Origin of the sequence: Lysobacter changpingensis (assembly GCF_017308985.1) — a bacterium.
Taxonomy (GTDB): Bacteria; Pseudomonadota; Gammaproteobacteria; order Xanthomonadales; family Xanthomonadaceae; genus Lysobacter_J; species Lysobacter_J changpingensis.
The window spans coordinates 98,820-124,099 of sequence record NZ_JADWPE010000006.1 but is presented as its reverse complement, the minus strand read 5'-3'; the positions used below and the strand labels follow the sequence as shown (position 1 = coordinate 124,099).

The window sequence follows — 25,280 nt, the reverse complement described above, 5'->3', positions numbered from 1 at the left end:
CCCAGAAACGAAAAGGCCCCGATGTCTCCATCGGGGCCTTTTCGTTTATCGAGGGAAGCTGCGATCAACCGCCATCCGTCGGCATCACCGGCATCGCATCCACCGGCACCTGCGGGTTCGTATCGTCGCGCAGGTAGTCCGGCAGGCTGTCGGACTCGTCGCCGTTCATGCGATCGCCGAAGATCTGGTAGTCGCGGCGTTGCATCCAGGCGTCGCGCACTAGGGTGTAATCGTCCTCGGCGCCTTCGCGGAAGCTGTCGGTCGCCAGCAGCTGCGCGCGCACGTCCACCAGCTGCAAACCCTGCAGCGGGATGCGGACGCGATCGGCTTCCACTTGGCGCAGCGGGCTCAGCGGCGCGTCGCCGACCATGCCGAAGCTGTCGCGCACCGTGCGCGGGCCGAACAGCGGCAGCTCGACGTAGCGCGAACGCTTCCAGCCCCACGTGCCCAGCGTCTGGCCGAAGTCCTCGCTCTTGTTCGGCAGCTTGGCGTCGGAGGCCGGATCGAAGATGCCGCCGATGCCCAGCGTCGAATTGAGCAGGAACCGGCCCAGCGACTGGCCCGCCTGCTTCGGCTTGCCCTGCAGCAGCGCGTTGATCGCCGAGACCGGCTGGCCGAGGTTGTTGAAGAAATTGCTGATGCCGAGCCGGAACGGCCGCGGCACCACCTTCACGTAGCCGCGCGCGAGCGGTCGCGCCACGGTGCGATCGACCGCGTTGTTGAAGCGGTGCATGCCACGGTTGTAGCGCTCCCACGGGTCGAACACCGCCGGCGCGGCGGCCGGCGTCGGCAGGGTGGGGTCGCCGTACGCGCCGTAGATCGCGTCGAAATCGCGCTCGGCCTGGGTCGGCTCGCCGGTGGCCGCTTCCGGCGTCCTGGCCGGCGTCGGTTCGATCGGCGTGGGCGGGATCTCGGTCGGCGGCGGCGCGTCGGGCGGCGTCTCCGGTTCCGTCGTGGGCGGAGTCGCAGGCTGTTCGCTCGGCGGCAGCGCCGGGGGTGCCGGCTCGGTCGGCGGCGGCGCGGGGACCGGCTGCGTTTCCGTGGGCGGAGGCGTCGCCGGCACGGCCGGCGGCTGGGCTTCGGCTGGCGGACGGCCGGTTTCGCCGCGCAGGTTGGCTTCCACGCACTTGCGCGCGGCGGCCTTGTCTTCGCCGGCCGCCTTCATGCAGCGGTTGAACTCTTCCGACTGCGCGCCGGAAAGCGGGCGCGTGATGATCTGCGCCTGGCCGATCAGCGGCGCGGCGGCGAGCAGGAACGCGATGAGGGGTGCGTGGGGGCGCATGGGTCGGAGTTTAAGGGCTCGGGGAAGGCGCGGCCGGCCGGGCCTGCGGCCACGGCCGGAACGGAGTGTCGCGACTCAGCCGGCGAAGGCCAGCGTTTCGTCGAGGCGGTAGGCCCGGCGCAGGTCGGCCAGGCCCGGCGGCGATCCGATCACTTCGGCGATCCCCAGGCGCGCACTGAGTCCGGCAAGCAGCGCGAGGCCCGCGCTGTCGACCGATTCCACGGCGCTCAGGTCCAGCCTGCGCGCCTTCGCCGCGCGCAGCTGGGACCACAACGATGCGACGGCGGCGCGCTCGAGCACGCCGCCGAAGGCGAGGGTGTCACCGTCCTGGCGGACCGTCGCGGCGGCCATGTCAGTTCGTGGCCGCCTGCGCCTGCAGCTTGCCGGCCTTGATGTCGGCGGCGACCTGCGGGATCGACTTCTGCTTCAGCGGTGCGTCGAACTGGTTGCGGAAGGTCTGCACGAAGCTGACGCCTTCCACCATCACGTCGAACACCTTCCACTGCGTGCCGACCTTGCGCATCAGGTAGTCGACCGGCACCGGCTCGTTGCCCTGGCGCAGGTACTCGCTCGAAACCTTGACGATGGCGCCGCCGCGCAGCGGGGTTTCCGATTTCACGCGGACCTTCAGCTTGGTGTTGAGGTCCAGCAGCGAGGAGCCGTAGCGCTGCATCAGGCTGTCGGCCAGCGCGTCGGCGAAGACCTTCACGTCGGCGTCCGAGGCACCGCGGCCGTGCACGCCCAGCACCAGGCGGGCGGAGTAGTCGCGGTCGAACATCGCGTTGAATTCGCTGGCGACGAAGTCGCGCAGCGCGGCGCGGTTCTGCTGGAACTCCGCGCGGCGCGATTCCAGCGTCGCCAGAATGCGGGTGGAGTTGCTCAGCACCAGCTGGCTCGGCGAGCCCGCCGGGGCGGTGGTCGCGGCGGCCGGGGCCGGCGCCGCCTGCGCCAGCACGGCGGCCGGCGCGGCGACGGCCAGCGCGGCGCCGATGAGGAGGATCAGGGAGCGGTGGGAGATGCGCTTCATGGCTTCTTGGTCTCGTCCGTGGGGGCGGCTTCGCCCTGCAGATAATCGGGAAGTGCGGCGTCTTGGCCGCCGGTTTGACCGGCATTGTCGGCGGGCTTGGCGCCACCGCCGCTGAACATGTACTTGCCCACCAGCTGGATCAGATCGACCGCCGACTGGGTCAGGTAGAGCTCGTCGCCGGGCTTGAGGTTCTCCGGGTCGCCGCCGGGCGCGAGGTTCACGTAGCTCTCGCCCAGCAGCCCGCTGGTGAGGATGCTCGCGGCGGTATCGGCGGGCAGCTTGTCGTAGCGCTTGTCGATCGCCAGGGTGACAACGGTGTCGAACTTGACGGGATCGACTTCGATCTTGTCGACATGTCCGATCGAAACGCCACCGATCTTGATGGGGGCGTTGGGCCGAAGTGCGCCGATCGTCGAGAACCGCGCGGTCAGCGGGTAGGTGTCGCCGCCCAGCCCGAAGCGGCCGTTGGTCGAGGCCAGCGCCAGGACCAGCAGCGAGGCCAGGGCCAGCAGGAGAAAGGCGCCGACGGCGAATTCGATTCGGGGGGCACGCATAGGTAAAGACCGGGATTGGGGATTCGGGATTGGGGATTGGAGGGGAAGCGGGGGTGGGGTCGGGGGTTACGAATCCCGGATCTCCCGTCCCGACTCCCGACTCACCGGAACAGGAAGGCCGACATCACGAAATTGAACATCAGCACCAGCAGCGAGGCGTTGACCACCGCGCGGGTGGTCGCCACCGAGGTGCCCTCGATGGTCGGCTCGGCGTGGAAGCCCACGTAGGCCGCCACCAGCGCCGCCGTACCGCCGAACACCGCCGACTTCACGAACGCCATCAGGAAGTCGTCGACGAAATCGACGCTGTCCTTCAGCACCTGCCAGAAAGTGCCCGCGTCCAGGCCGATCACGTGCACCGACTCGAAGTAGCTGGCGCTGATCGCCAGGCTGCAGAAGAAGCCCGTCAGCAGCGGCACGCACAGCACCGCCGCCCAGAAGCGCGGCGCCACGGCCTTGCCGACCGGGTCGATGGCCATCAGGCCGAGCGCGGTGATCTGATCGGTGGCACGCATCAGGCCGAGTTCGGCGGCGATCGAGCTGCCGGCACGGCCGATGAAGAGGAGTGCGGTCAGCACCGGGCCCAGTTCGCGGTACAGGCCGAGGCCGAGCATCGCGCTGACCTGCGCCGTGGCGCCGTAGGTCTCTAGCGCCCGATAGCCTAGCAGCGTCACCGAAAGACCGACGAACGCACCGCCAACGGCGATGATCGGCAGCGAACGTGCACCGATCTTGTAGATCTCACGAACCAGCTCGCGCCAGAAGTCGGCGGTCGGCTTGGACGCCCGCAGGACGGACAGCGAGAACAACCCGGCGCGGCCGAGCGAGCGGGTGGCGGCAACGAATGGCATCAGGCGGCCTCCGAGGTGCGCGGCGCGGCGTCGAACGCGATCGGGCCGTCCGGCTCGCCATTGAGGAACTGGCGCACGAACGGGTCCTCGCTGGCTTCCAGCTGGGCCGGCGTTCCGGAGAAGACGATCCCGCCGTTCGCGATGACGATGGCGTGGTCGGCGACGGGCAGGGTTTCGTGCACGTGGTGCGTCACGACGATGCTGGTCAGCCCAAGCGTGTCGTTGAGGCGCTTGACCAGCTCCATCACCACGCCCGAGGCGATCGGGTCCAGGCCGGTCAGCGGCTCGTCGTAGATCATCAGCGGCGGATCCAGCGCCAGTGCGCGGGCCAGCGCGACGCGTCGCGCCATGCCGCCGGAGAGTTCGCGCGGATACGAATCGGCCACCGCCCGCAGCCCCACCGCGTGCAGCTTCATCAGCACCAACTGACGGATCACGGCGTCGGGCAGGTTCGTGTGCGCGCGCAGGGGCAGGGCGACGTTCTCGGCCGCGGTGAGGTCGGTCAGCAGGCCGTTGCCCTGCAACAGCACGCCGATGCCCTTGCGCAGTTCCAGCAGCGCGCGACGGCCCTGCGGCACGGTCTGGCCGAACACTTCGACCGAACCCGAGGCCGGCGCGAGTTCGCCGGTCAGCGCGGCCAGCAGCGTCGACTTGCCGCTGCCCGACGGCCCGAGCACCGCGACGATGCTGCCGCGCGGCACGTCCAGGCTGATGTCGCGCAGCACGGTGCGTCCGCCGCGATCGAGGCGGAGCTGGCTCAGTCGGACGATGGGAGCTTCGTTCGTCATGCGCGTGCGTGTGTCGGCGGACTGCCGGAAGGCCGGGCAGCATGGCCGGTAGGGGCTGAACGGGAACCGGAAAGGCGGCATTGTCGCAGGTTCGCCGCGCTTTGCCCGCCTGCCGCACGGCACGGTATGTCGCGCGGCCGGCACATCATCGCGGCGCGTTTTTGGGGTGGCCTTAATGCGCATGCCAGCGATGCGGGATCGGCCGCGTCTCGTCGCGCGCGACGCCGCTCCGGCAAGATAACGGCGATGCCCGGCCGCTCCGACTTCCGCATTTACCACTCCAACGCGCTCGACGTGCTGGGCGAACTGCTCGCCACGCAGCTGCGCGAGCCCGTGCCCGGCCGGCCGCTGCTGACGCCGGACGTGGTGCTGATCCCGCAGGTCGCGATGCGCCGCTGGCTGCAGTCGACGCTCGCGCAGCGCCACGGCATCGCCGCGAACCTGCGCTTCCTGACGCCCGGCGAATTCGTCCGCGAGACCCTCGACGCCAACGTGCCCGGCGCCAGCGAGGACCGGGACGCGGCGGCACTGCAATGGCGGTTGTACGCGCAGCTCGCCGATCCGGCCGCGCTCGCCGGCCGCGCCTTCGCGCCGCTGCGGGCCTATCTGTCGGGCGACGACGCGCTCAAGCCCTGGGCGCTGGCCGGCGAACTCGCGTCGATCTTCGAGAAATACCAGGCCTGGCGCCGCGACTGGCTGCTCGCCTGGGAAGCCGGCGAAGCGCCGAACGACGCGCAGGCCGAACTGTGGCGCCGCGTCGCCGGCGGGCGTCGCCACCGCTCGCGCCGCATCGACGATTACCTCGCCCGCTTCGCCGCGCCCGACGCCCCGCTGCCCGCCGGCATGCCTGCGCGGCTGTTCGCCTTCGCCACGCTCAACATCTCGCCCGACGTGCTGCGCGTGATCGCCACGCAGGCGAGGGTGGGGACGCTGCATTTCCACGTGCCGACGCCATCGCGCCGCTACTGGGGCGACCTGCCGACCTACGCCGAGCGCCTGCGCCAGGATCCCGCCGAGCACGAGGACGAGAACCCGCTGCTGTCGAACTGGGGCGCGGCCGGCCGCGACTTCATGGCGGTGCTGGGCGGTTACGAAGTGGTGCATCCGTCGGTGGAGGAGGAGCGCTACGCCGATCCGGAATCGCTGCCCGACGACGCGCCCGGTCGCGACAGCCTGCTCGGCCGCCTGCAACGCGACCTGCTCCACCGTCGCGCGCCGCGGCCGTGGCGGAAACACGCCGATCGCGACGATCCCAGCCTGCAGGTCCACGCCTGCCACACGCGCCTGCGCGAGGTACAGGTGCTGCACGACCGACTGCGCGCGCTGCTCGACGATCCACGCTTCGACCCGCCGCTGCAGGCGCGCGAGATCGCCGTGCTCGCGCCGGATATCGATCCGTACCGCCCGCACATCGAAGCCGTGTTCGGCGGCCTGGCCGGCACGCGCGACTATATTCCGTACGCGCTGGCCGACCTGAGCCCGCTCGCCGGCGAGCCGCTGGCCGACGTCTTCCTGCGCCTGCTCGCACTGCCCGACGCGCGCTTCGGCGTGAGCGAAGTGCTCGACCTGATCGCCACGCCCGCGCTGATGGAAGCGGCCGGGCTCGACGCCCCCGGCCTCGAACGCCTGCGCCACTGGCTGCACGACGCCGGTGCGCGCTGGGGCCTGGATCCCGACCATCGCGCGCGCCACGACGCTCCGGCCGACGACGCATACACGTGGCGGTTCGCGCTCGATCGCCTGCTGCTCGGCCACGCCACGAACGACGACGCCGACCTCGCCGGCGTCGCGCCGTGGACCGGACTGGAAGGCAGCGCGCTCGACGCCCTTGATGCGCTGATCCGCGTACTGCGCGTGCTGGCGCGCAACGAGCGCGTGCTCGGCCGCTCGATGACGCCGGCGCAATGGCGCGATGCGCTGTTCGCGCTGCTCGACGCGCTGCTGCCCGGGCACCCGCGCGCGATCGCCGACCAGCGCGCGATCGAACGCCTGCGCCGTCACGTCGATGCGTTCGCCAAGAGCGCGCACGACGCCGGCTTCGACGACGCGGTGCCGCCCGACGTCGCCCGTGCCTATTTCCGCACCGCGCTGTCCGAATCCGACACGCGCGCGCCGCTGCTCACCGGCGGCGTCAGCTTCGCGCGCATGGTGCCGATGCGCCTGATCCCGTTCCGCGCGATCTGCCTGCTCGGCATGAACGACGGCGATTACCCGCGTCGCGATCCCGCCGGCGGCCTCAACAAGATGGCGCAGGAACTGACCACGCCCGCGCGCCGCCACGGCGACCGCTCGCTGCGCGAGGACGACCGCTTCCTGTTCCTGCAGCTGTTCGCATCGGCCGGTGAAGTCTTCTACGTCAGCTGGCTCGGCGCCGATCCGCGCGACGGCAGCGCACGCGAGCCCTCGGTGCTGGTATCCGAACTGCTCGACGCCGCCGCGCATTACCACTTGGACGAAAACGCGCGGGACGCCCTCGTGCTGCACCATCCGTTGCAGCCGTTCTCGCCGCGCGCGTTCGGGCAGAAGGACGAGCCGCGGCATTTCAGTTATCTGGCGCCCTGGCATCCGGCCGCCGATGCGGTGCGGGGTCCACGTATCGAAGCGGCGCCGTGGTTCACCGACGCGCTTTCCGAGACCGAAGTGCCCGCCGAGCTGCCGCTCACCGCGCTGCGTCGTTTCCTCGTCGATCCGGCCGGGCAGTTCCTGCGTCAGCGCATGGGCCTGCGGTTGCCGGACGAAATCGACGCGCACGACGACCTCGATCCGTTGACCGCGCCCGCGCGCGGCCTGGATCGCTGGAAACTGCAGAACGTCGTGTTCGAGGCCTGTGCGGCGGGCGAGACGGACGATCTTGCCGCACGCCTTCGTGCCCGCGCGCTGCTGCCGTCCGGACCGCTCGGCGAACGCCAGCTCGCCGGCCTGAAAGCGCAGGTGCAACCGTTCGCCATCTCCCTGCGCGAGTGGCGCGACGGCGATGCGGCGACGCGTGCGTTCGAACTCGAACTCGACGGCACGCGCCTGTACGGCCATCTCGATCGCCTGTACCCGCGTGGCGCCTTGCGCATGCGACTGGACACGCTGCACGGTCCGGCGCAGATCGCGCACGGACTCGACTGGCTAGTGCTGTCGGCGCTCGGCGACACGCGCCCGCTGGCGCAGCTCGCGCAGTGGGACGACGGCCCCGGCGTGCGCGAACGTGCCGCGTTGTCCGTGGTGCAGGCCCGCGCCGCGTTGCGTGAACTGCTCGCGCTGTATCGCGAAGGAATGCGCGAACCGCTGCCGATCCAGGCGCGCTCGGCGTGGCGCTGGTACGCCGCGCCGCGTGCGGATGAGACGGCGGAGCTGGCCGCATGGAAGCAGGCACGGGAACAGTGGGCCGGAAGCGACCGCACCTGGGGCGACGCGAACAACGCGGCGGTGCAGCTCGCGTTGCGCGGACGCGATCCGTTCGCGGGCGAGTTCGACGACCCCGACGGCGTGCGTTTCCGCGAACTCGCCACGCGCCTGTTCGACGCGGTGGTGCACGGACAAGGTGTCGATGCGCGCACCGGAGCCGCCGCGTGAGCGCCGTCCACGACCCCTTCCTCGACCTGCCGCTCGACGGCGTGCGCCTGATCGAGGCCAGCGCCGGCACCGGCAAGACCTTCACGCTGGCGACGCTGGTCACGCGGCTGGTGATCGAGCGCGGCCTGCGCGTCGGCGAAATCCTGGCCGTCACCTACACCGAAGCGGCGACGCAGGAACTGCGCGAACGCCTGCGCCTGCGCCTCGAGCTCGCGGCGCGGCTCGCGAACGAAGTCGCGCTGATGCCGACCACGCTGGACGACGACAGCGAAGCGGCCGTCACGCGCGCGCTGATCGAACGGCAGTCACGGCGCGAGGATCCGCTCGCGCTTGCGCGTCGCCTGCGCCAGGCCGCGCGCGAAATGGACCTGGCCGCGGTGTTCACCATCCACGGCTTCTGCGCGCGCGCGGTCGCCGAACACGCGGTCGAAGCGGGGCAGCCGCTGCTCGCGCCGGAACTCACCGGCAGCGAGCGCGAGCTGATCGACGCCGTCGCCACCGACCTGTGGCGCTCGCTCGGCGCGGAGGCGACCGATGCGGAACTGCTGCAACAGCAATGGCGCGCGCCCGACGGCCTCGCCGGCGACCTCTACAAGCTGCTGTACGTGCCGCGCCTGCAACCCGCGCCGCCGCCGGCTTCGCCCGATCCGCTCCCGCACCTGCTCGCTGCCGCCTCCACGCTGCGCGACGCGTTCCTCACGCACGGCGAGGACGCCTGCGCGGCGCTCCACGCGGCCATCGGGAACAAGGTGCTCAACGGCACCAGCTACAAGCCCGCGTTGATACTCGAACTGCGCAACGCGCTGGCACAGTGGTGCGGTCATGGCGATGCATCGATGCCGGTGCACGAGAAGCTCGACCGCCTCACGCCGCGCATGCTCGCCGACAAGACCAACAAGCCGAAGAGGGGTGCGCCGTTGCAGCCGCCATCCTCGCCGCTCTTCGACGCCGTCGCGCGGTACCTCGAAGCGGCGAACGCGCGCGATGCATGGCTTGCCTCGCGTCGCATCGCGCTCGTGCATCGCGTGCGCGACGCGGCGTCGCAACGCCTCGCCGCGATCAAGCGCCTGCGTCGCGAGCAGACCTTCGACGACCTCATCGCCAACCTTGCCGACGCGCTGGACGGCCCGCACGGAGATCGTCTCGTCGAACGCCTGCGTGCGCAGTACGCCTTCGCGCTGGTCGACGAATTCCAGGACACCGATCCGCGCCAGTGGGCGATCTTCGAACGCATCTTCGGTCGCGACGATGCGGCGCTGTTCCTGATCGGCGATCCGAAGCAGGCGATCTACCGCTTCCGTGGCGGCGACGTTCACACCTATCTCGCGGCGGCCGAGCGCGCGCAACGCGCGCCCGCGCTCGACCGCAATTTCCGCTCGCGTCCCTCGCTGCTGCGCGCGATCTCCACGCTGTACGCCCGCGCCGGCGAGACCGCGTTCGTCGACGAGCGCATCCGCTTTCGCGACGTCGAGCCCGGTGGCGCCGTGCGCGACGAGGACTTCCAGCGCGACGGCCGCACCGCCCCGGCGCTCGATGTCTGCGTGCTGCCGTCGCCCGACGACGGCCGCCGCAAGCCGCAGTGGTACGTCGGCGAAGCGCGGCAGCTCGCCGCGCTGGCCTGCGTGACCGCGATCCACGCGCTGCTGTCCGATGCGCGCGAAGGACGAGCGCTGCTGCGCGAGCGCGGCGGCGATCGCGCGCCGCAATCCGGCGACATCGCCGTGCTCGTGCGCAACCACAACGAAGCGACGCTGATGCGCGAGGCGCTGTCGCGTGCGGGCATTCCCGCCGTCGCGGCGGGACGTCGCAGCCTGTTCTCCACCGGGGAAGCGTGCGACGTCCTCGCGTTGCTCGAAGCGTTGCTGCGTCCGGACGACGACGCACGCCTGCGCGGTGCGCTCGCGACGATGCTGGTGGGGCTCGACGCCGACACGCTCGCGCGCTTCGACGAGGACGCGCAGCTGCATCGTCATTGGCAACTGCGCGCGTTGGCATGGCGCGATCGCTGGCAGCGCCATGGGCCGCTGGCGATGCTCGGCGACGTCGCGGCGGAACACGCGCCGCGCCTGCTCGCGCAATCCGATGGCGAGCGTCGCCTCACCAACACGCTGCAGCTGGCCGAAGTACTGCAGGAAGCCGACATCCAGGCGATCGGCGAACACGGCCTGGTCGACTGGCTGCGCACGCGCATCGCCGAGGCCGACGACAGCGACGAGACCCAGCAGCTGCGCCTGGAATCCGATGCGCGCTGCGTGCAGATCCTCACGCTGCACAAGAGCAAGGGCCTGGAGTACCCGTTCGTCTTCCTGCCGTTCGCGGCGATCGGCCGCGATGCGCGCAACGGCAACCTGTGCGAGTTCCACGATGGCGAAGGCCGCGTGCTCCAGCTGCGCAGCGAGGCGACGCCCGAGCATGCGAGCGCGTGGAACGACGCGCGCAGCCGGCAGGAAAGCGAGGAGCGCGGCGAGGACGCGCGCCTGCTGTACGTCGGCCTCACCCGCGCGCGGCACACGCTGTGGCTTGCGACGGGGCCATTCGCGAACGTGGAACTGAGCCCGCTGGAGCCGATGCTGCGCGATGTCGATGCACTGGCCGAATCGCTTGGCGAAGCCATCGACGTGCATCGCCCGTCGCTGCCCTTGCGGCTGCCAGACGCCTTGTCGCCGGATCATCGTGATCCGGTTCCTGCCGCGCGGCAGACGCGGCGCGTCGTCTCCCGCGACTGGTGGGTGTACAGCTTCACGCAGCTGGCGAACGAATCGGCGGGCAGCGTGGAAGCGGCGCCGCGCGCGGTGGTGGAAGAGGGCGGTGCGCAGGACGAACCCGCCGCGATCGCGTTCGATGGCGATGCGACACTCGACAACGACAGGCGATTCAGTGGCAGCCGTTTCGGCAACGTGCTGCACTCGGTGCTCGAATGCGTGGACTTCGGCGCGTGGTCGCGATGGCCTGTCGATGGCGTGCCGGACGCCGAGCGCCGCCATCTCGTCGACGCGCTGCACGGCGAAGGCTATGCGGACGAGGACGTCGACGACGGCGTGGCCGTGCTCGCACCGCTGGTCGGGCATACGCTCACCGTCGCGTTGCCGGAAGGCACGCGCTTGTGCGAAGTGCCGTTCGATGCGCGGCTGTCCGAAATGGAGTTCCATTTCGCGCTTGAAGCCACGCCGGTTCCGCGCCTGCTCGCGTTGATGCACGAACACGGGCTGCTGCGCGAGCGCCATGCATTCGGCAACCGGCAGCGGCTCGAAGGACTGATGACGGGCAAGATCGACCTGGTCTACGTGCACGACGGGCGTTACTTCGTGCTCGATTACAAATCCAACCGGTTGCCCGCGTACGACCGCGATGCGCTCGCCGCGGCGATGGACGACAGCGAATACACGCTGCAGGCGCTGCTGTATGCGTTGGCGCTGCATCGCTGGCTGCGCTTCCGCCTGGGCGACGCGTACGACTACGACACCCACTTCGGCGGCATCCGCTATCTGTTCTGTCGCGGGCTGGATGCATCGCGCGAGGATTCGCCGGGCGTGCACGCGTGGACGCCGCCGCGCGCGCTGATCGATGGACTCGATGCGCTGTTCCGCCATGCGCCGAAGCGCGAGGAGGCGATCGCATGAGCCTGCTCGATGCACTGCTGCGGCAAGGCGCGTTGCGACCGGTCGATCACGCGCTCGCGCAGAGCCTGCGCCGGCTCGGCCGCGAGGACGGCGATGCGGACGATCGCGTGCTGGTCGCCGCGGCGCTCGCGTCGTCGGCGATCGCACAGGGTCACGCGGGACTCGATCTCTCGCGTCCGCACCTGGTGTGCGATGCGAACGTGGAATGGCCCTACGCGGGGCAGTGGCGCGACGCATTGCGTTCGTCGCGCTGGGTTGCCACGCCGTCGCGCGAGGAGGCGAGCAGGCAGGCGCCGCTGGTGCTGGAAGACGACCTGGTCTATCTGCGTCGTTATCGCGAATACGAACGCCGGCTCGCGCAGCATCTGCGGCGCATCGCGGCTGCGTCCCCGCCGATGGGCGACGTTTCGGCGGTGGTGCCGCTGTTCAAGGCGCTGTTCCCCGATGCGGAGGAGTCGGACCGGCAGGCGCGCGCCGCGGCGCTGGCGCTGTTGCGTTCCCTCCTGCTGGTCACCGGCGGCCCGGGTACCGGCAAGACCACGACGATCGCGCGCGTGCTGCTGCTTCTGATCGCCCAGGCCGCGCTTGCCGGGCGGCCCGTGCCGCGCATCGCGCTGGCCGCGCCGACCGGTCGCGCCGCCGAGCGCATGGCCGAAAGCCTGCGTGCCGCCATCGCGCGGATGCGCGGCATCGAGGGAGCGGAAGAATCGTGGTGCGATGCGCTTCCCTCGTCGGCGAGCACGCTGCACCGGTTGCTCGGCACGATCCCCGACAGTCCGCGTTTCCGCCACGACGCCGACCACCCGCTGCCGTTCGACGCGATCGTCGTGGACGAGGCGTCGATGGTCGACCTGCCGCTGATGTGCAAGCTGGTCGAGGCCGTGCCCGATGGCGCACGCCTGGTCCTGCTGGGCGATCGCGATCAGTTGCCGTCGGTGGAAGCCGGCGACGTGCTCGCGGCGATCACCGATGCGGCGGGCGAGGGCGATGCGTTGCCGGCCGATCTTGCGCGCGCGCTGGCGCCGTTGCTGGGTCCGTTTCCGCACGCGGACGACGCCGGTGCGCTGGCCGGCCATCGCGTGCAGTTGCGGCGTGGATACCGGCAGGCGCAGTCGCTGGATCTCGCACCGCTCGCCGATGCGTTGCGCGTTGGCGATGCCGATCGCGCGGTGACGCTGCTGCGCGAAGGGCTCGCGGGCGTGCACTTCCACGAAGACGCGGTCGATCCGCTCGCCGGCGCGTCGCGCGAAACGCTGCTGTCACCGTGGCGCGCGTTGATGGCGTTGCACGATCCCGCCGAAGCGCTGCGACAGGCGCAGACGCTGCGGCTGCTCACCGCGCTGCGCGAAGGCGCGCAGGGCGCGGCGGCGTTGAACCAGCGCATCGAGGACGCACTCGCCGGCGTGCAGCGCGATCCGTACTTCCACGGGCGCCTGCTGCTGGTCACGGAGAACAGCTATCGCCACGGCCTGTTCAATGGCGACATCGGCGTGGTGCAGCACGACGCGGCCGGCGTGCCGGTCGCATGGTTCGTGGGGAGCGATGGCGTGCGCGGCTTCCATCCGGCGTCGCTGCCGGCGCACGGCGGCGCGTTCGCGATGACGGTGCACAAGGCGCAGGGTTCGGAATTCGACACCGTGTGGCTGCTGCTGCCCAGGCAGGACGCGCGCACGCTGTCGCGCGAGTTGCTCTACACCGGCGTCACCCGTGCGCGTCGCGAACTGCACGTGTGCGCGGGCGAGGCGGTGCTGCGTGCGGCGCTTGCGCGGCATGCGGCGCGGGTGTCCGGGTTGGCGCGGCGATTGCGGGGGTGAGGGTTCGTGCCGACGCGAGTCGTGTGGCCGTGCTCAATCCGCGTCCGCCAGGGTTGCGCGCGCCGTGACGGCATCCGGGCCCACGCCGTCGCCATGCACGACCAGGTAGCCGCGCGTGATCTTCGTTTCCGGATTCAGCGGTGCGCGCATCGCCTTCCACATCGATCCGACTTCGACCCACGTCGGCGGGTATTTGTGCGCGGCGACGTCGAGCACCAGCACGCGGTCGCTCGCTTCGTCGAACGCGGCGATGGGCGAGATGTGGCCCATCGGCGCCTGCCCCAGTTCGCTGCGCTGGTAGTTCACCAGCAGGAAATCGCCCTCGCGTGCGAGGTTCTCGCGCACGCTGCGGCGGAACGCATCGACGTTCGACTCCGAGGCGTACACCACGTTCACGCGCGCGCCGTGCGCGCGAAGCAGCGTGGCGAAATCGTCCAGCGACATGCCGATGAAACTGACCTTCCATGGATCGGCGCGCACGCCGGGATGTTCGAACAGGCGCCACTGGTCGAGCGGCGTGGGCGTGGCGCGCGCGGCGTTGAGCGTGGTCAGCGCGCTCGCGACGCCGCAGAACGCGCGCCGGCTCTGCGGCACGAAGTTCGCCATCAAGTCGTCGAAGTCGGCGTCCTCGGCGCGCGCGAGAAGCTTCTGTCCGGCCGGCGAATCCAGCGCGATCAGGTGCGCCGGCATCGGCAGCATTTCGACGGAGGGCGCGCGCAGGTACTTGTTCCAGGCGGCGCCGGCGCCGATCGCCAGCGCGAGCGCGGCGACGGCAGCCAGGCCGGCGATGATTCGTTTCATTGGCGGTTGCTCGGAGCTGCGACGCACTCCCTCGCGTACGGGGGCGCCGTGTCCGTGGCTTCGCCAAGCAGAGCGCCGCGGCTATGAAGTCGCGGTGAAGGTGCTGAACGGGGTCGGAAACAGGTGAAGGACGGGAACCGCGCCCCGCCGCTTCACCCGCTTCCTGTCGCCACTCACTCGTTCGTGCTTTCCGGCCCGACGGTGACGGCTTCTTCAGCCTTCGCCTTGCGCTTGGCCTTCGCCTCCGGCTGCTTGGCGACCTTGGCCAGTTCCGCGCTGATCGCGTCGGCCGCGGCCTGTTCGGCGGCCTTGTAGCGCGCGCGCACGTTCGGGCAGAGCACCTGCATGTAGTCGGCGTCGAAGTTCAGGCGTTCGACCAGGAAGTCGACGAACGCGCGCACCTTCGGCGACTGCACGCGGCCGCGCGGGAACACGGCGTTGAACTCGTAGTCCGGACCGGTCCAGCCGGCGAGCACGCGCTGCACGTAGCCCTGTTCGGCGTACGCCTTCACGGTGACGTCGGCGGCCAGCATCAGCCCTTCGCCGCAGAGCAGCGCGCCACACAGCGGGCCGGGATCGTTCGCCACCAGCACCGGATCGACGCGGTAATCCACCGTGCGCGTGCCGTCGTTGAGCGCCCAGAAGTACTGGCCGTTGCGACGCGCCTTCGACGGCGCGACGGTGCGGTGGTGCACCAGGTCGTCCGGATGCAGCGGTTCGCCGTGGCGCGCGATGTAGCCCGGGCTCGCGTAGACCTGCGTGCGGAACGTCGCGAGCTTGCGCGCGATGAGGTTGGAATCGGGCAGGCTGCCCACGCGCAGCGCGACGTCGAGTTCCTTGTCGATGATGTCGACCTGTTCGTTGGTCAGCACCATTTCCACGCGCACTTCGGGATGACGCGCGTGGAATTCGCCCAGCAGCGGCGCGATCCACGTGATGCCCACCGAATACGGCGCGGTGAAGCGCAGCCAGCCGCGCGGGCCGCCCTGCAACTGGCCGACGGCGCTTTCGGCCTCGTCGAGTTCGCGCGAGATGCGCTGGCAATGTTCGAAGTAGATGTTGCCGGCTTCGGTGAGGCCGAGCTTGCGCGTCGTGCGATGCAGCAACTGCGCGCCCAGGCGCGTTTCCAGTTCCTGCACCTTGCGGCTGACCGTGGTCTTGGGCAGCTGCAGGGCGCGTGCGGCGGAGATGAAACTTCCGTGCTCGACCACCTTGACGAAGATCAGGGTGTCGTTGAGATCGCGGGCCATGTGGGGGTTCCTTGGACGCGGCGGGGAAGGGATGAGCGGGCCGGGCAAGCCGCCCGACCGCATTTGGACCGATGACGGGACAATTATTCCCTCCAAATCGGACTAATCAAGTGCCAATTGGCGGCCTAACCTTTGTGGCAACTTCTCCCGGTCCCGCCGCCATGCTGACGCCCCGCCAAGCCCGATACGCCTTCCTGCCGGCGATGCTGGTCGCCATGGCGGTGCTCGTCGGCGTCGCGCTGATCGCGCTCCAGCAGGGTCTGGCCGCTGGTCCCGACGAGTTCTGGATGCTCGCCTGGGTACTGGCCTTCGTGCTGGCCCTGCCGGCCGCGATGCTGGTGCTGCCGGTGGTGAGCGCGACGCTGCACGCGGTCACCCGCCACGAGACCGTCCCGCTGGCGGGAGGAAAAATCCCGGATTCGGGACAGTGGAGCCGGCAATGACCGCCTTCGCCGCCCGGCCTTCGGCCCGCGCCATGGCCCAGAACCGCCGCATCGCCCGTGCCGCCGTCGTGGTGCTGGGCGCCACCGGCGGCGTCGGCCGTGGTGTCGTGCAGGCCGCGCTGGCCACCGGCCGGCCGGTGATCGCGGTCGCCCGCGACAAGGCCGGCCTGCAATGCCTGCGCGGAAAATTCCCCGAGGCCGACCTGAGCATCGTCTCCGGTTCGGTCAGCAGCGACGGCGACGGCGAGCGCCTGGTGCGCGCGCTGCGCAAGCTCGGCCGGCCGATCGACGGCGTGATCGCCGCGGTCTGCGGCAGCGCGCCGCGCGGCCGGTTGCTCGACCACCCGGCGGCGTTCCTGCGTCAGACGCTCGACGACGACCTGCTTCCGCATCTTGCCGCCGCGCGCCATCTGCTGCCGTTGCTGTCCGAAGGCGGGCGCACCGGCACCTACGTGCTGATCGGCGGTCCCGGCGCGGACCGGCCGTGGGCCGGCTACGGCCATCGTTCCATCGCGACCGCGGCGCTGCGCATGCTCGCGCGCGTGCTGCACGAGGAAGCCCGCACTTTGGGCGTGCGCGTGCAACTGCTGGCGATCGACAGCCCGGTGTCCACCGAGCTCAACCGCGCCCACGCCTGCGAGCAGTGGCCGAGCGCGCTCGCCGTCGGCCAGCGCGCGCTGGCGCTGGTCGAGCCGCAGGGCGTGCAGCCCGGCGAGGCGGTGGTCCCCTACTCGAAGGTGCCGGTCGTCGAAGGGCTGTTCGACGTCGCGGACGCCCCGCTCGCCGATGTCGCCGCGGATGTCACGCCGGATGTCGATTCCCCGTCCGTTGCTTCGACGATCCAGCAGGAGCCCGGAAACGGATGTTCGCCCGGCTCCGCCCTGGGACTACTGCCATCACGGTGTCTACAGGACGCGCGCACGCTGCTCCGCAACCTGATTGCTCCCCCCAACGACATCGCTCCACATAACAACAACAACCTGGAAGACTCGCCATGACCCCACGCAAAGCACTCGCCCGGTCCGGAACCGGGATCCCCACCCTCGCACTGGCGGCAGCGCTGCTGGCGGCGGCCATCGCCACCGCCTGCAGCAGCCAGGCCGAACCGGGCGCCGGCATGCCGCCGCCGCCGGAAGTCAGCGTGGCGCAGGTGCTCAACAAGGACGTCAGCCGCTGGGATGAATTCACCGGCCGCGTCACCGCCATCGAAACCGTCGAACTGCGCCCGCGCGTCTCCGGGTACGTCCAGCAGGTCGCCTACAAGGAAGGCCAGGAAGTGAAGAAGGGCGACCTGCTCTTCGTCATCGATCCGCGCCCGTACAAGGCCCGCCTCGCGCAGGCCGAAGCCGACCTCGAACGCGCCCGCGCCGAAGCCCGCCTCGCGCAGATGCAGGACAAGCGCGCGCAGACGCTGGTCGAAGCCAAGGCGATCTCGCGCGAGGAGTTCGAAACGCGTCGCGCCGCCAGCACGCAGGGCGATGCCGCCGTGCGCGCCGCCGAGGCCGCGCTCGACAACGCCCGCCTGGACCTGCAGTTCACCACCGTGCGTTCGCCGATCGACGGCCGCGCCGGTCGCGCGATGGTCACCGAGGGCAACCTCGCCAGCGCCGATTCCACGCTGCTGACCACCGTCGTCTCGCAGGATCCGGTGTACGTGTACTTCGAATCCGACGAGCAGAGCTTCCTGCGCTACCAGGAACTGGCCCGCAAGGGCGAGCGCGCGGCGACGCAGAACCCGGTGCGCGTGGGGCTGGCCAGCGAGAGCGGCTACCCGCATGAAGGCACGGTCGACTTCGTCGACAACCAGGTCGATCCGAGCACCGGCACCATCCGCGCGCGCGCCGTGCTGCGCAACCCGGACCGCATCTTCACCCCGGGCCTGTACGCGCGCGTCCAGTTGCAGGGCAGCGGCAAGTTCAAGGCGATGCTCGTGGACGACAAGGCCGTGCTCACCGACCAGGACCGCAAGTACGTCTACGTGCTGGGCGAGAAGAACGCCGCCACGCGCAAGGACGTGAAGCTCGGTCCGGTGATCGACGGCCTGCGTGTCGTGCAGTCGGGCCTGGCGCCGACGGACAAGGTGATCGTCCACGGCGTGCAGAAGGTGTTCTTCCCCGGAATGCCGGTGCAGCCGAAGGTGATCGCGATGGGTGCGCCCGCGCCGCAGCCGCAGGTGGCGATGAAGTAGGCGTCCCGACCTGAAGCAACCCTTCCCTGCACGCAGGGAAGGGCGCCAAAGCAGAAACCGTAAGCAGGCGATGCGCGAAACCGCATCGCCCAGGACCGTTGCGGCCCTCGTGCCGCACAAGGAACCATTCCATGGACTTTTCAAAGTTCTTCATCGACCGGCCGATCTTCGCCGCGGTGCTGTCGATCGTGATCTTCGCCGCCGGCCTGATCTCGATCCCGCTGCTGCCGATCGGCGAATACCCCGAAGTCGTGCCGCCTTCGGTGGTGGTGCGCACCGTGTACCCGGGCGCGAACCCCAAGGTCATCGCCGAAACCGTCGCCACGCCGCTGGAGGAATCCATCCGCGGCGTCGAAGGCCTGATGTACGTGAAGTCGGTCGCCAGCTCCGACGGCGTGCTGCAGATCACCGTGACCTTCCGTCCCGAAGTGAACGCCGACGAGGCCACCGTGCGCGTGCAGAACCGCGTCAGCCAGGCGCTGGCGCGACTGCCCGAGGACGTGCGCCGGCAGGGCGTGACCACGCAGAAGCAGTCGCCGGTCTTCCTGATGGTCGTGCACCTCACCTCGCCGAGCGGCAAGTACGACACGCTGTACCTGCGCAACTACCTGCGACTGCACATCAAGGACCAGCTGGCGAGCATTCCCGGCGTCGGCGAAGCGCAGCCCTTCGGTGGCGGCGACTACGCCATGCGCATCTGGCTCGACCCGGACCGCGTCGCTTCGCGCGGCATGACCGCCAGCGACGTCCTGCGCGCCGTGCGCGAGCAGAACATCCAGGTCTCCGCCGGCCAGCTCGGCGCCGAGCCGATGCCCAACGGCTCGCAGTTCCTCACGCCGATCAACGCGCGCGGTCGCCTGGAAACGCCGGAAGAGTTCGGCAACATCGTGCTCAAGGGCGGTGAGGGCGGCGAAGTCGTGCGTCTGTCCGACGTGGCCCGCATCGAACTCGCCGCCGGCGACTACACGATGCGTGCGCGCCTGGACGGCCAGAACGCCGCGGCCATCGGCATCTTCCAGGCGCCGGGCGCGAACGCGCTGCAGATCCGCGACGAAGTCATCCGCCGCATGGACGAAGCGGCCAAGCGCTTCCCGCCGGGCATCGAGTACAAGTCGATCTACGACACCACGATCTTCGTGCGCGACTCGATCAAGTCGGTCGTCACCACGCTGCTGGAAGCCACGCTGCTGGTGGTGCTGGTGGTGATCCTGTTCCTGCAGACCTGGCGTGCGTCGATCATTCCGCTGATCGCGGTGCCGGTCTCGGTGGTGGGCACGTTCGCCGCGCTCTACCTGCTCGGGTTCTCGATCAACACCTTGACGCTGTTCGGCCTGGTGCTGGCGATCGGCATCGTGGTGGACGACGCGATCGTCGTCGTGGAGAACGTCGAACGCCACATCGAGGACGGCCATTCGCCGCTGGAAGCGGCGCACATGGCGATGCGCGAGGTGTCCGGCCCGATCATCGCGATCGCGCTGGTGCTGTGCGCTGTGTTCGTGCCGATGGCGTTCCTGTCGGGCGTCACGGGCCAGTTCTACAAGCAGTTCGCGGTGACCATCGCCATCTCGACGGTGATCTCGGCGATCAACTCGCTGACCCTGTCGCCGGCGCTGGCCGCACGCCTGCTCAAGCCGCACGGCGCGCCGAAGGACCTGCTGAGCCGTGGCATCGAACGCGGTTTCGGCTGGATCTTCCGTCCGTTCAACCGCTTCTTCGGCACCGCCGCGGAGCGCTACCAGAACAGCGTGGGCAAGGTGCTCGGCCGTCGCGGCGCGGTGTTCGTCGTCTACGCCGGCCTGCTGGTTGCGACCGGCCTGATGTTCCAGCTCGTGCCGCGCGGCTTCGTGCCGGTGCAGGACAAGAGCTATCTCATCGCCGGCATCAAGATGCCGGAAGGCTCCTCGATCGAGCGTACGGACGCGGCGCTGAAGAAGATCGGCGAGATCGCGATGAGCATCGAGGGCGTGCAGAACGACGTCGCGTTCCCGGGCCTGAACCCGCTGCAGTTCAGCAACACGCCGAACTACGGCGTGACCTTCATCAACCTCAAGCCCTTCGGCGAGCGCACGCGCAGCGCCGAGGAAATCAACGCCGAACTCAGCGCGAAGATCTCCGCGATCCAGGAAGGTTTCGCCTTCTCGCTGCAGCCGCCGCCGATCCAGGGCCTGGGCAACGGTTCGGGTTACTCGCTCTACATCGAGGACCGCGGCAACCTGGGATACGGCGCGTTGCAGAGCGCGGTGCAGAACTTCCAGGGCGCCGGTTCGCAGACGCCGGGGCTGGGTTTCCCGAACTCGAGCTACCAGGCCAACGTGCCGCAGCTCGACGCGGAAGTGGACCGCGTGAAGGCGAAGGCGCAGGGCGTGCCGCTCACCGAACTGTTCGACACGTTGCAGACCTACCTCGGTTCGGCATACGTGAACGACTTCAACATGTTCGGCCGCACGTGGCAGGTGGTGGCGCAGGCCGACGGCCCGTTCCGCGACAGCGTCGAGGACATCGCCAACCTGCGCACGCGCAACGATCGCGGCGAGATGGTGCCGATCGGTTCGATGGTGAAGGTCACCGAGACCTTCGGCCCCGATCCGGTGATCCGCTACAACGGCTATCCGGCGGCGGACATCCTCGGCGAGGCCGATCCGACGCAGCTGTCGTCCGCGCAGGCGATGGAGAAGCTGGAGGAGCTCGCGCAGAAGGTGCTGCCCAACGGCATGGACATCGAGTGGACGGACCTGAGCTACCAGCAGGCGACGCAGGGCAAGGCCGCGCTGATCATCTTCCCGCTGGCCGTGCTGCTCGCCTTCCTCGTGCTCGCCGCGCTGTACGAAAGCTGGACGCTGCCGCTGGCGGTGATCCTGATCGTGCCGATGTGCATGCTCTCCGCGCTGCTGGGCGTGTGGCTGACCGGCGACAACAACGTGTTCGTGCAGGTGGGCCTGGTGGTGCTGATGGGGCTGGCGTGCAAGAACGCGATCCTGATCGTCGAGTTCGCCCGCGAGCTGGAAATGCAGGGTAAAGGCATCGTCGAAGCGGCGCTGGAAGCCTGCCGCCTGCGTCTGCGCCCGATCGTCATGACGTCGATCGCGTTCATCGCCGGCACCGTGCCGCTGGTGCTTTCGCACGGCGCCGGCGCCGAAGTCCGCCAGGCCACGGGCATCACCGTGTTCTCCGGAATGATCGGCGTGACGCTGTTCGGCCTGTTCCTGACGCCGGTGTTCTACGTGGCGCTGCGCAAGCTGGCGGGGAAGCCGCTGGTGAGCCATGGCCCGTCCACCGTGGAGTCGCACGCTTCGGCCCACGCCTGAGTGCAGGAGTGAGTGGAGCGGAGTGAGGAGTGGGCGAACGCCCGCTCCGACCTCTTCCTCCACTCACCCGGATCACTCCTCTCTCCCCACTTCCCCCCGAGACCCCCCCATGTCCCAGAACACCAACAAGATCGCCCTCGTCACCGGCGGCACCCGCGGCATCGGTTTCGAAACCGTCCGCCAGCTGGCGCAGGCCGGCGTGCACACGCTGCTGGCCGGGCGCGATCGCGCCCGGGCCGTCGAGGCCGCGCTGAAGCTGCAGGGCGATGGGCTGCCGGTCGAAGCCATCGCGCTCGACGTCACCGACACCGCCAGCATCGCCGCCGCAGTACAGGAGGTCGAACGCCGTCACGGCAAGCTCGACATCCTGGTGAACAACGCCGGCATCATCGCCGAGGACCGGACGCTGCCGAAGCCGTCGCTGCAGTCGCTCGCCGCGTGGCGCGAGACGTTCGAAACCAACGTCTTCGCCGTCGTCGAAACCACGCAGGCATTCCTGCCGCTGCTGCACAAGGCGCCGGCCGCGCGCATCGTCAACGTGTCGAGCCTGCTCGGTTCGCTGACGCTGCACACGCAGCCGGGTTCGCCGATCTACGACTTCAAGGCCATCCCGGCCTACAACGCGTCCAAGAGCGCGATCAACTCGTACTCCGTGCACCTGGCGTACGAACTGCGCGACACGCCGATCAAGGTCAACGCGGTGCATCCGGGCTACGTGAAGACCGACATGAACGCCGGCGAGGGCGAGATCGACGTGCCCACCGGCGCGAAGACCAGCGTCCAGATGGCCCTCATCGATGCCGACGGCCCGTCCGGCGGCTTCGTCTACCTGGGAGAAACGCTGCCATGGTGATCAGAACGCTCACCCTCGGCGTCGCGGCGGCCCTGCTTGCCGCGTGCGCCGTCGGCCCCGACTACGTGCGGCCGAACATCGACACGCCCGCGAAATTCGCGCGCGACGAAGCCGCCGCGGATGCGCGCGCGGCCGATGTCGCGACCGGCGTCGAGCAGGAGGCCGCACCGGCCGCTTCGCCGCAGGCCGACGCGGAGTTCTGGCGCAGCTTCAACGATCCGCTGCTCACGCGGCTGGTCGAGGAATCGCTCGCCGCGAACCACGACCTGCGCATCGCGCTGGCCAACTACGACCGCGCCAACGCGCTGCTGCGCAACGCGAAGCTCGACCGCTTCCCGACCGTGACCGCCAGCGCCACCGGCAGCGATTCGCGCGCCAGCGCCGACCAGGCGCCGGGCGTGTCGCGCGCCGATCGCGATGGCGAAAGCTACAACGTGCAGGCCGACGTGAGCTGGGAGCTCGACCTGTACGGTCGCGTGCGTCGTGGCGTGGAATCCTCGCGCGCGGAAGCCTGGGCGGCGGCATCCGACCTGGATGCGTTGCAGGTCGCCATCGTCGGTGAAGTCGCGCGCAGCTACGTCGAACTGCGCGGCTTCCAGGAGCGCCTGCGCGTCGCGCGCGAGAACTCCGGGAACCAGCGCGAAACCCTGCGCCTGGTGAACGCGCGCTTCGACGCGGGCCGCGGCACCGAGTTCGACACCTCGCGTGCGCGTGCGCAGCTGGAAGCCACGCTCTCGCGCGTGCCCGCGCTGGAAGCGCAGGTCGCGGTGACGATGCACCGCCTCGCCGTGCTCACCGGGCAGACGCCCGATGCGCTGATCGCCGAACTCACCCCGGTGCAGCCGCTGCCCGCGCTGCCGGCACGACTGGACCCGGGTTCGCCCGGCGACCTGCTGCGCCATCGTCCCGACGTGATCGCCGCCGAACATCGCCTGCATGCGGCCACGGCGCGCATCGGTGTCGCGACCGCCGACCTGTTCCCGCGCTTCACGCTCGGCGGACTGATCGGCAGCCAGGCCATCGATACCAGCTCGCTGTTCGAACGCGACAGCGAAACGCGGCTGGCGTTCCTCGGCATCGACTGGTCGTTCCTCGACATCGGTCGCGTGCGTGCGCGCATCGCCGCCGCCGATGCCGAAGCCGCCGGCGAACTGGCGCGTTACCAGCAGTCGGTGCTGCTCGCGCTGGAGGACACCGAGAACGCGCTCGTGCGGTATGCGCGTGCACGCGTGGAAGACCAGCACCTGGCGCAGGCCGCGACCGACAGCGCCACCGCCGCGCGCCTGGCGCGCGTGCGTTACGAGGCGGGCGCGGCCGATCTGTTCGAAGTGCTCGACGCCGAACGCACGCGCCTCAACGCCGAGGAAGCCTTCGCCGATGCGCGCACGCGCAGCGCCAGTTCCGCGGTCGCGCTGTACAAGGCGCTCGCCGGCGGTTGGCCCACGCGCGTGCCGGTGCGCGAGGACGTCGCCGCGCGCTGAGGTTTTCCATCGTTCCCCTGGCCGACGGCCGGCGGCGCCACGCCTTCCCCTCCCTCACGCGTGGCGTCGCCGGTTGCTCGGTTTCCGCTTCATGGCTGGTTTGCAGCCCCTTTCGCGCCGCCGTGGTTCATCCCGCCCGGCGGCGCCTTTTTCTCCGCCCGCGCGGGTGGAGTAGCATTCCTGTCCCCCAGACACTCCGAGCCCGTGCCATGGCGCATGACGAAAAGCCCACCCGCGAACAGGCCGAGGCGGCCGTGCGCACGCTGCTGCGCTGGGCCGGCGACGATCCCTCGCGCGAGGGCCTGCTCGACACGCCCAAGCGCGTGGCCAAGGCGTACCGCGACTGGTTCAGCGGCTACGGCGAGGATCCGGCCGATTACCTCAAGCGCACCTTCGAGGAAGTCGAGGGCTACGACGAGATGATCGTGCTGCGCGACATCGAGTTCGAAAGCCATTGCGAACACCACATGGCGCCGATCATCGGCAAGGCGCACGTGGGCTACCTGCCCGACGGCAAGGTGGTGGGCATCAGCAAGCTCGCGCGCGTGGTGGAAACCTATGCGCGCCGCCTGCAGGTGCAGGAGAAGATGACGGCGCAGATCGCGCAGGTGATCCAGGACGTGCTGCAGCCGCGCGGCGTCGGCGTGGTGATCGAAGGCGCGCACGAATGCATGACCACGCGCGGCGTGCACAAGCGCGGCGTGAGCATGATCACCTCGAAGATGCTCGGCAGTTTCCGCGAGGACGCGCGCACGCGCGCGGAGTTCCTGCAGTTCATCGACGTGGGCCCCGGGCGGTAACGGCGCGGCCGGTGCCATGAGCGCGCTTCCGAACGCGCCATCCTGCGAGCGCAATCGAGAGCCGATCCTCGCCGTCCTGCAGCGCCATTTCGCCGACCGTCGCGACGTGCTGGAAATCGGCAGCGGCACCGGGCAGCACGCGGTGTATTTCGCCAACGCGATGCCGTGGCTGCGATGGCAGTGCAGCGATCGCGCGGAGAACCTCCCCGGCATCGGCGCCTGGCTCGAACACGCGTCGCTGGCGAACACGCCGGCGGCGGTGGAACTCGATGTCGCGACCGGTCCGTGGCCGCGGTCGAACGCGAACGACGGTCGCTTCGACGCGGCGTTCAGCGCGAACACGCTGCACATCATGGGCTGGGCGCAGGTCGAATCGTTCTTCGCGGGACTCTACGGCGTGCTGGCCGACGGTGCGGTGCTCGTGGTGTACGGCCCGTTCAACTACGGCGGCGCGTACACCAGCGACAGCAATCGCGAGTTCGACGCCTGGCTCAAGGCGCGCGATCCGCAATCGGCGATCCGCGATTTCGAAGCGGTCGATGCGCTCGCGCAGCGCATCGGCCTGCGCTTGGTCGAGGACGTCGCGATGCCCGCGAACAATCGAGGCCTCGTCTGGCGGCGCGGCGCCACGCCGCGTTGACGCGCCCGCGCTAGAGTCG

At 69.9% G+C, this 25,280-nt stretch carries 19 protein-coding genes; 11 read left to right on the top strand and 8 right to left on the bottom strand.

Annotated elements, in window-relative coordinates; genetic code table 11:
* Positions 1–64 precede the first annotated feature (64 nt).
* The 6 genes from I4U41_RS14550 to I4U41_RS14525 all read right to left on the bottom strand — a co-directional run bounded on the left by I4U41_RS14550 (position 65) and on the right by I4U41_RS14525 (position 4,502).
* A complete protein-coding gene (locus tag I4U41_RS14550) occupies positions 65–1,282 on the bottom strand; it encodes an MlaA family lipoprotein (RefSeq protein ID WP_242525266.1) in 1,218 nt (405 codons plus the stop codon).
* A gap of 75 nt (positions 1,283–1,357) precedes the next feature.
* A complete protein-coding gene (locus I4U41_RS14545; protein ID WP_206861893.1) occupies positions 1,358–1,633 on the bottom strand; it encodes an STAS domain-containing protein in 276 nt (91 codons plus the stop codon).
* Between the two features lies 1 nt (position 1,634).
* A complete protein-coding gene (locus I4U41_RS14540) occupies positions 1,635–2,309 on the bottom strand; it encodes an MlaC/ttg2D family ABC transporter substrate-binding protein (RefSeq protein WP_206861892.1) in 675 nt (224 codons plus the stop codon).
* Positions 2,306–2,863 (bottom strand): outer membrane lipid asymmetry maintenance protein MlaD, encoded by a 558-nt coding sequence (gene mlaD, locus I4U41_RS14535; RefSeq protein WP_206861891.1) that lies wholly within the window; start codon positions 2,861–2,863, stop codon positions 2,306–2,308. Before mlaD ends, I4U41_RS14540 begins: the two co-directional genes overlap by 4 nt.
* Before the next feature lie 101 nt (positions 2,864–2,964).
* Complete coding sequence (locus I4U41_RS14530; RefSeq protein ID WP_115843096.1) at positions 2,965–3,714, bottom strand: MlaE family lipid ABC transporter permease subunit; 750 nt, start codon at positions 3,712–3,714, stop codon at positions 2,965–2,967.
* Positions 3,714–4,502 carry an ABC transporter ATP-binding protein gene (locus tag I4U41_RS14525; protein WP_206861890.1) on the bottom strand — a complete coding sequence of 263 codons (789 nt, stop codon included), beginning with the start codon at positions 4,500–4,502 and terminating at the stop codon, positions 3,714–3,716. Before I4U41_RS14525 ends, I4U41_RS14530 begins: the two co-directional genes overlap by 1 nt.
* 246 nt (positions 4,503–4,748) lie before the next feature.
* Here I4U41_RS14525 and recC point away from each other — a divergent pair, with 246 nt between their 5' ends.
* The 3 genes from recC to recD are packed head-to-tail and all read left to right on the top strand — an operon-like array spanning position 4,749 to position 13,500.
* Entirely contained in the window at positions 4,749–8,066 is a 3,318-nt protein-coding gene (recC, locus tag I4U41_RS14520; protein WP_242525265.1) for an exodeoxyribonuclease V subunit gamma, read from the top strand.
* Complete coding sequence (gene recB, locus I4U41_RS14515) at positions 8,063–11,686, top strand: exodeoxyribonuclease V subunit beta (RefSeq protein ID WP_320415199.1); 3,624 nt, start codon at positions 8,063–8,065, stop codon at positions 11,684–11,686. Before recC ends, recB begins: the two co-directional genes overlap by 4 nt.
* Positions 11,683–13,500 carry an exodeoxyribonuclease V subunit alpha gene (recD, locus tag I4U41_RS14510; protein WP_206861888.1) on the top strand — a complete coding sequence of 606 codons (1,818 nt, stop codon included), beginning with the start codon at positions 11,683–11,685 and terminating at the stop codon, positions 13,498–13,500. Before recB ends, recD begins: the two co-directional genes overlap by 4 nt.
* Before the next feature lie 33 nt (positions 13,501–13,533).
* On the opposite strand, the gene I4U41_RS14505 is transcribed toward recD, so the two are convergent.
* Positions 13,534–14,301 carry a phytochelatin synthase family protein gene (locus I4U41_RS14505; protein WP_206861887.1) on the bottom strand — a complete coding sequence of 256 codons (768 nt, stop codon included), beginning with the start codon at positions 14,299–14,301 and terminating at the stop codon, positions 13,534–13,536.
* A 173-nt stretch (positions 14,302–14,474) separates the two neighbouring features.
* The gene (locus tag I4U41_RS14500; RefSeq protein WP_206861886.1) at positions 14,475–15,551 is read right to left on the bottom strand and encodes a LysR family transcriptional regulator; all 1,077 of its coding nucleotides are present in this window, start codon (positions 15,549–15,551) and stop codon (positions 14,475–14,477) included.
* A 161-nt stretch (positions 15,552–15,712) separates the two neighbouring features.
* On the opposite strand from I4U41_RS14500, the gene I4U41_RS14495 reads away from it, so the two are divergent.
* The 8 genes from I4U41_RS14495 (at position 15,713) to I4U41_RS14460 (ending at position 25,261) form a co-directional block, all read left to right on the top strand.
* Positions 15,713–15,994, top strand: a complete 282-nt coding sequence (locus tag I4U41_RS14495; protein ID WP_206861885.1) for a DUF2798 domain-containing protein — start codon at positions 15,713–15,715, stop codon at positions 15,992–15,994.
* A complete protein-coding gene (locus I4U41_RS14490; protein WP_206861884.1) occupies positions 15,991–16,992 on the top strand; it encodes an SDR family NAD(P)-dependent oxidoreductase in 1,002 nt (333 codons plus the stop codon). Before I4U41_RS14495 ends, I4U41_RS14490 begins: the two co-directional genes overlap by 4 nt.
* On the top strand, positions 16,989–18,182 hold the full coding sequence (locus I4U41_RS14485; RefSeq protein WP_206861883.1) for an efflux RND transporter periplasmic adaptor subunit: 1,194 nt from the start codon (positions 16,989–16,991) through the stop codon (positions 18,180–18,182). The genes I4U41_RS14490 and I4U41_RS14485 overlap by 4 nt, the downstream gene beginning before the upstream one ends.
* Positions 18,183–18,313: 131 nt before the next feature.
* Complete coding sequence (locus I4U41_RS14480; RefSeq protein WP_206861882.1) at positions 18,314–21,487, top strand: efflux RND transporter permease subunit; 3,174 nt, start codon at positions 18,314–18,316, stop codon at positions 21,485–21,487.
* Between the two features lie 109 nt (positions 21,488–21,596).
* On the top strand, positions 21,597–22,340 hold the full coding sequence (locus I4U41_RS14475) for an SDR family oxidoreductase (protein WP_206861881.1): 744 nt from the start codon (positions 21,597–21,599) through the stop codon (positions 22,338–22,340).
* Positions 22,334–23,821, top strand: coding sequence for an efflux transporter outer membrane subunit (locus I4U41_RS14470; RefSeq protein ID WP_206861880.1), 1,488 nt, complete (start codon positions 22,334–22,336; stop codon positions 23,819–23,821). Before I4U41_RS14475 ends, I4U41_RS14470 begins: the two co-directional genes overlap by 7 nt.
* Positions 23,822–24,030: 209 nt before the next feature.
* Positions 24,031–24,621 carry a GTP cyclohydrolase I FolE gene (gene folE / locus I4U41_RS14465; RefSeq protein WP_206861879.1) on the top strand — a complete coding sequence of 197 codons (591 nt, stop codon included), beginning with the start codon at positions 24,031–24,033 and terminating at the stop codon, positions 24,619–24,621.
* Between the two features lie 16 nt (positions 24,622–24,637).
* The gene (locus I4U41_RS14460; protein WP_206861878.1) at positions 24,638–25,261 is read left to right on the top strand and encodes a DUF938 domain-containing protein; all 624 of its coding nucleotides are present in this window, start codon (positions 24,638–24,640) and stop codon (positions 25,259–25,261) included.
* Positions 25,262–25,280: the final 19 nt, after the last annotated feature.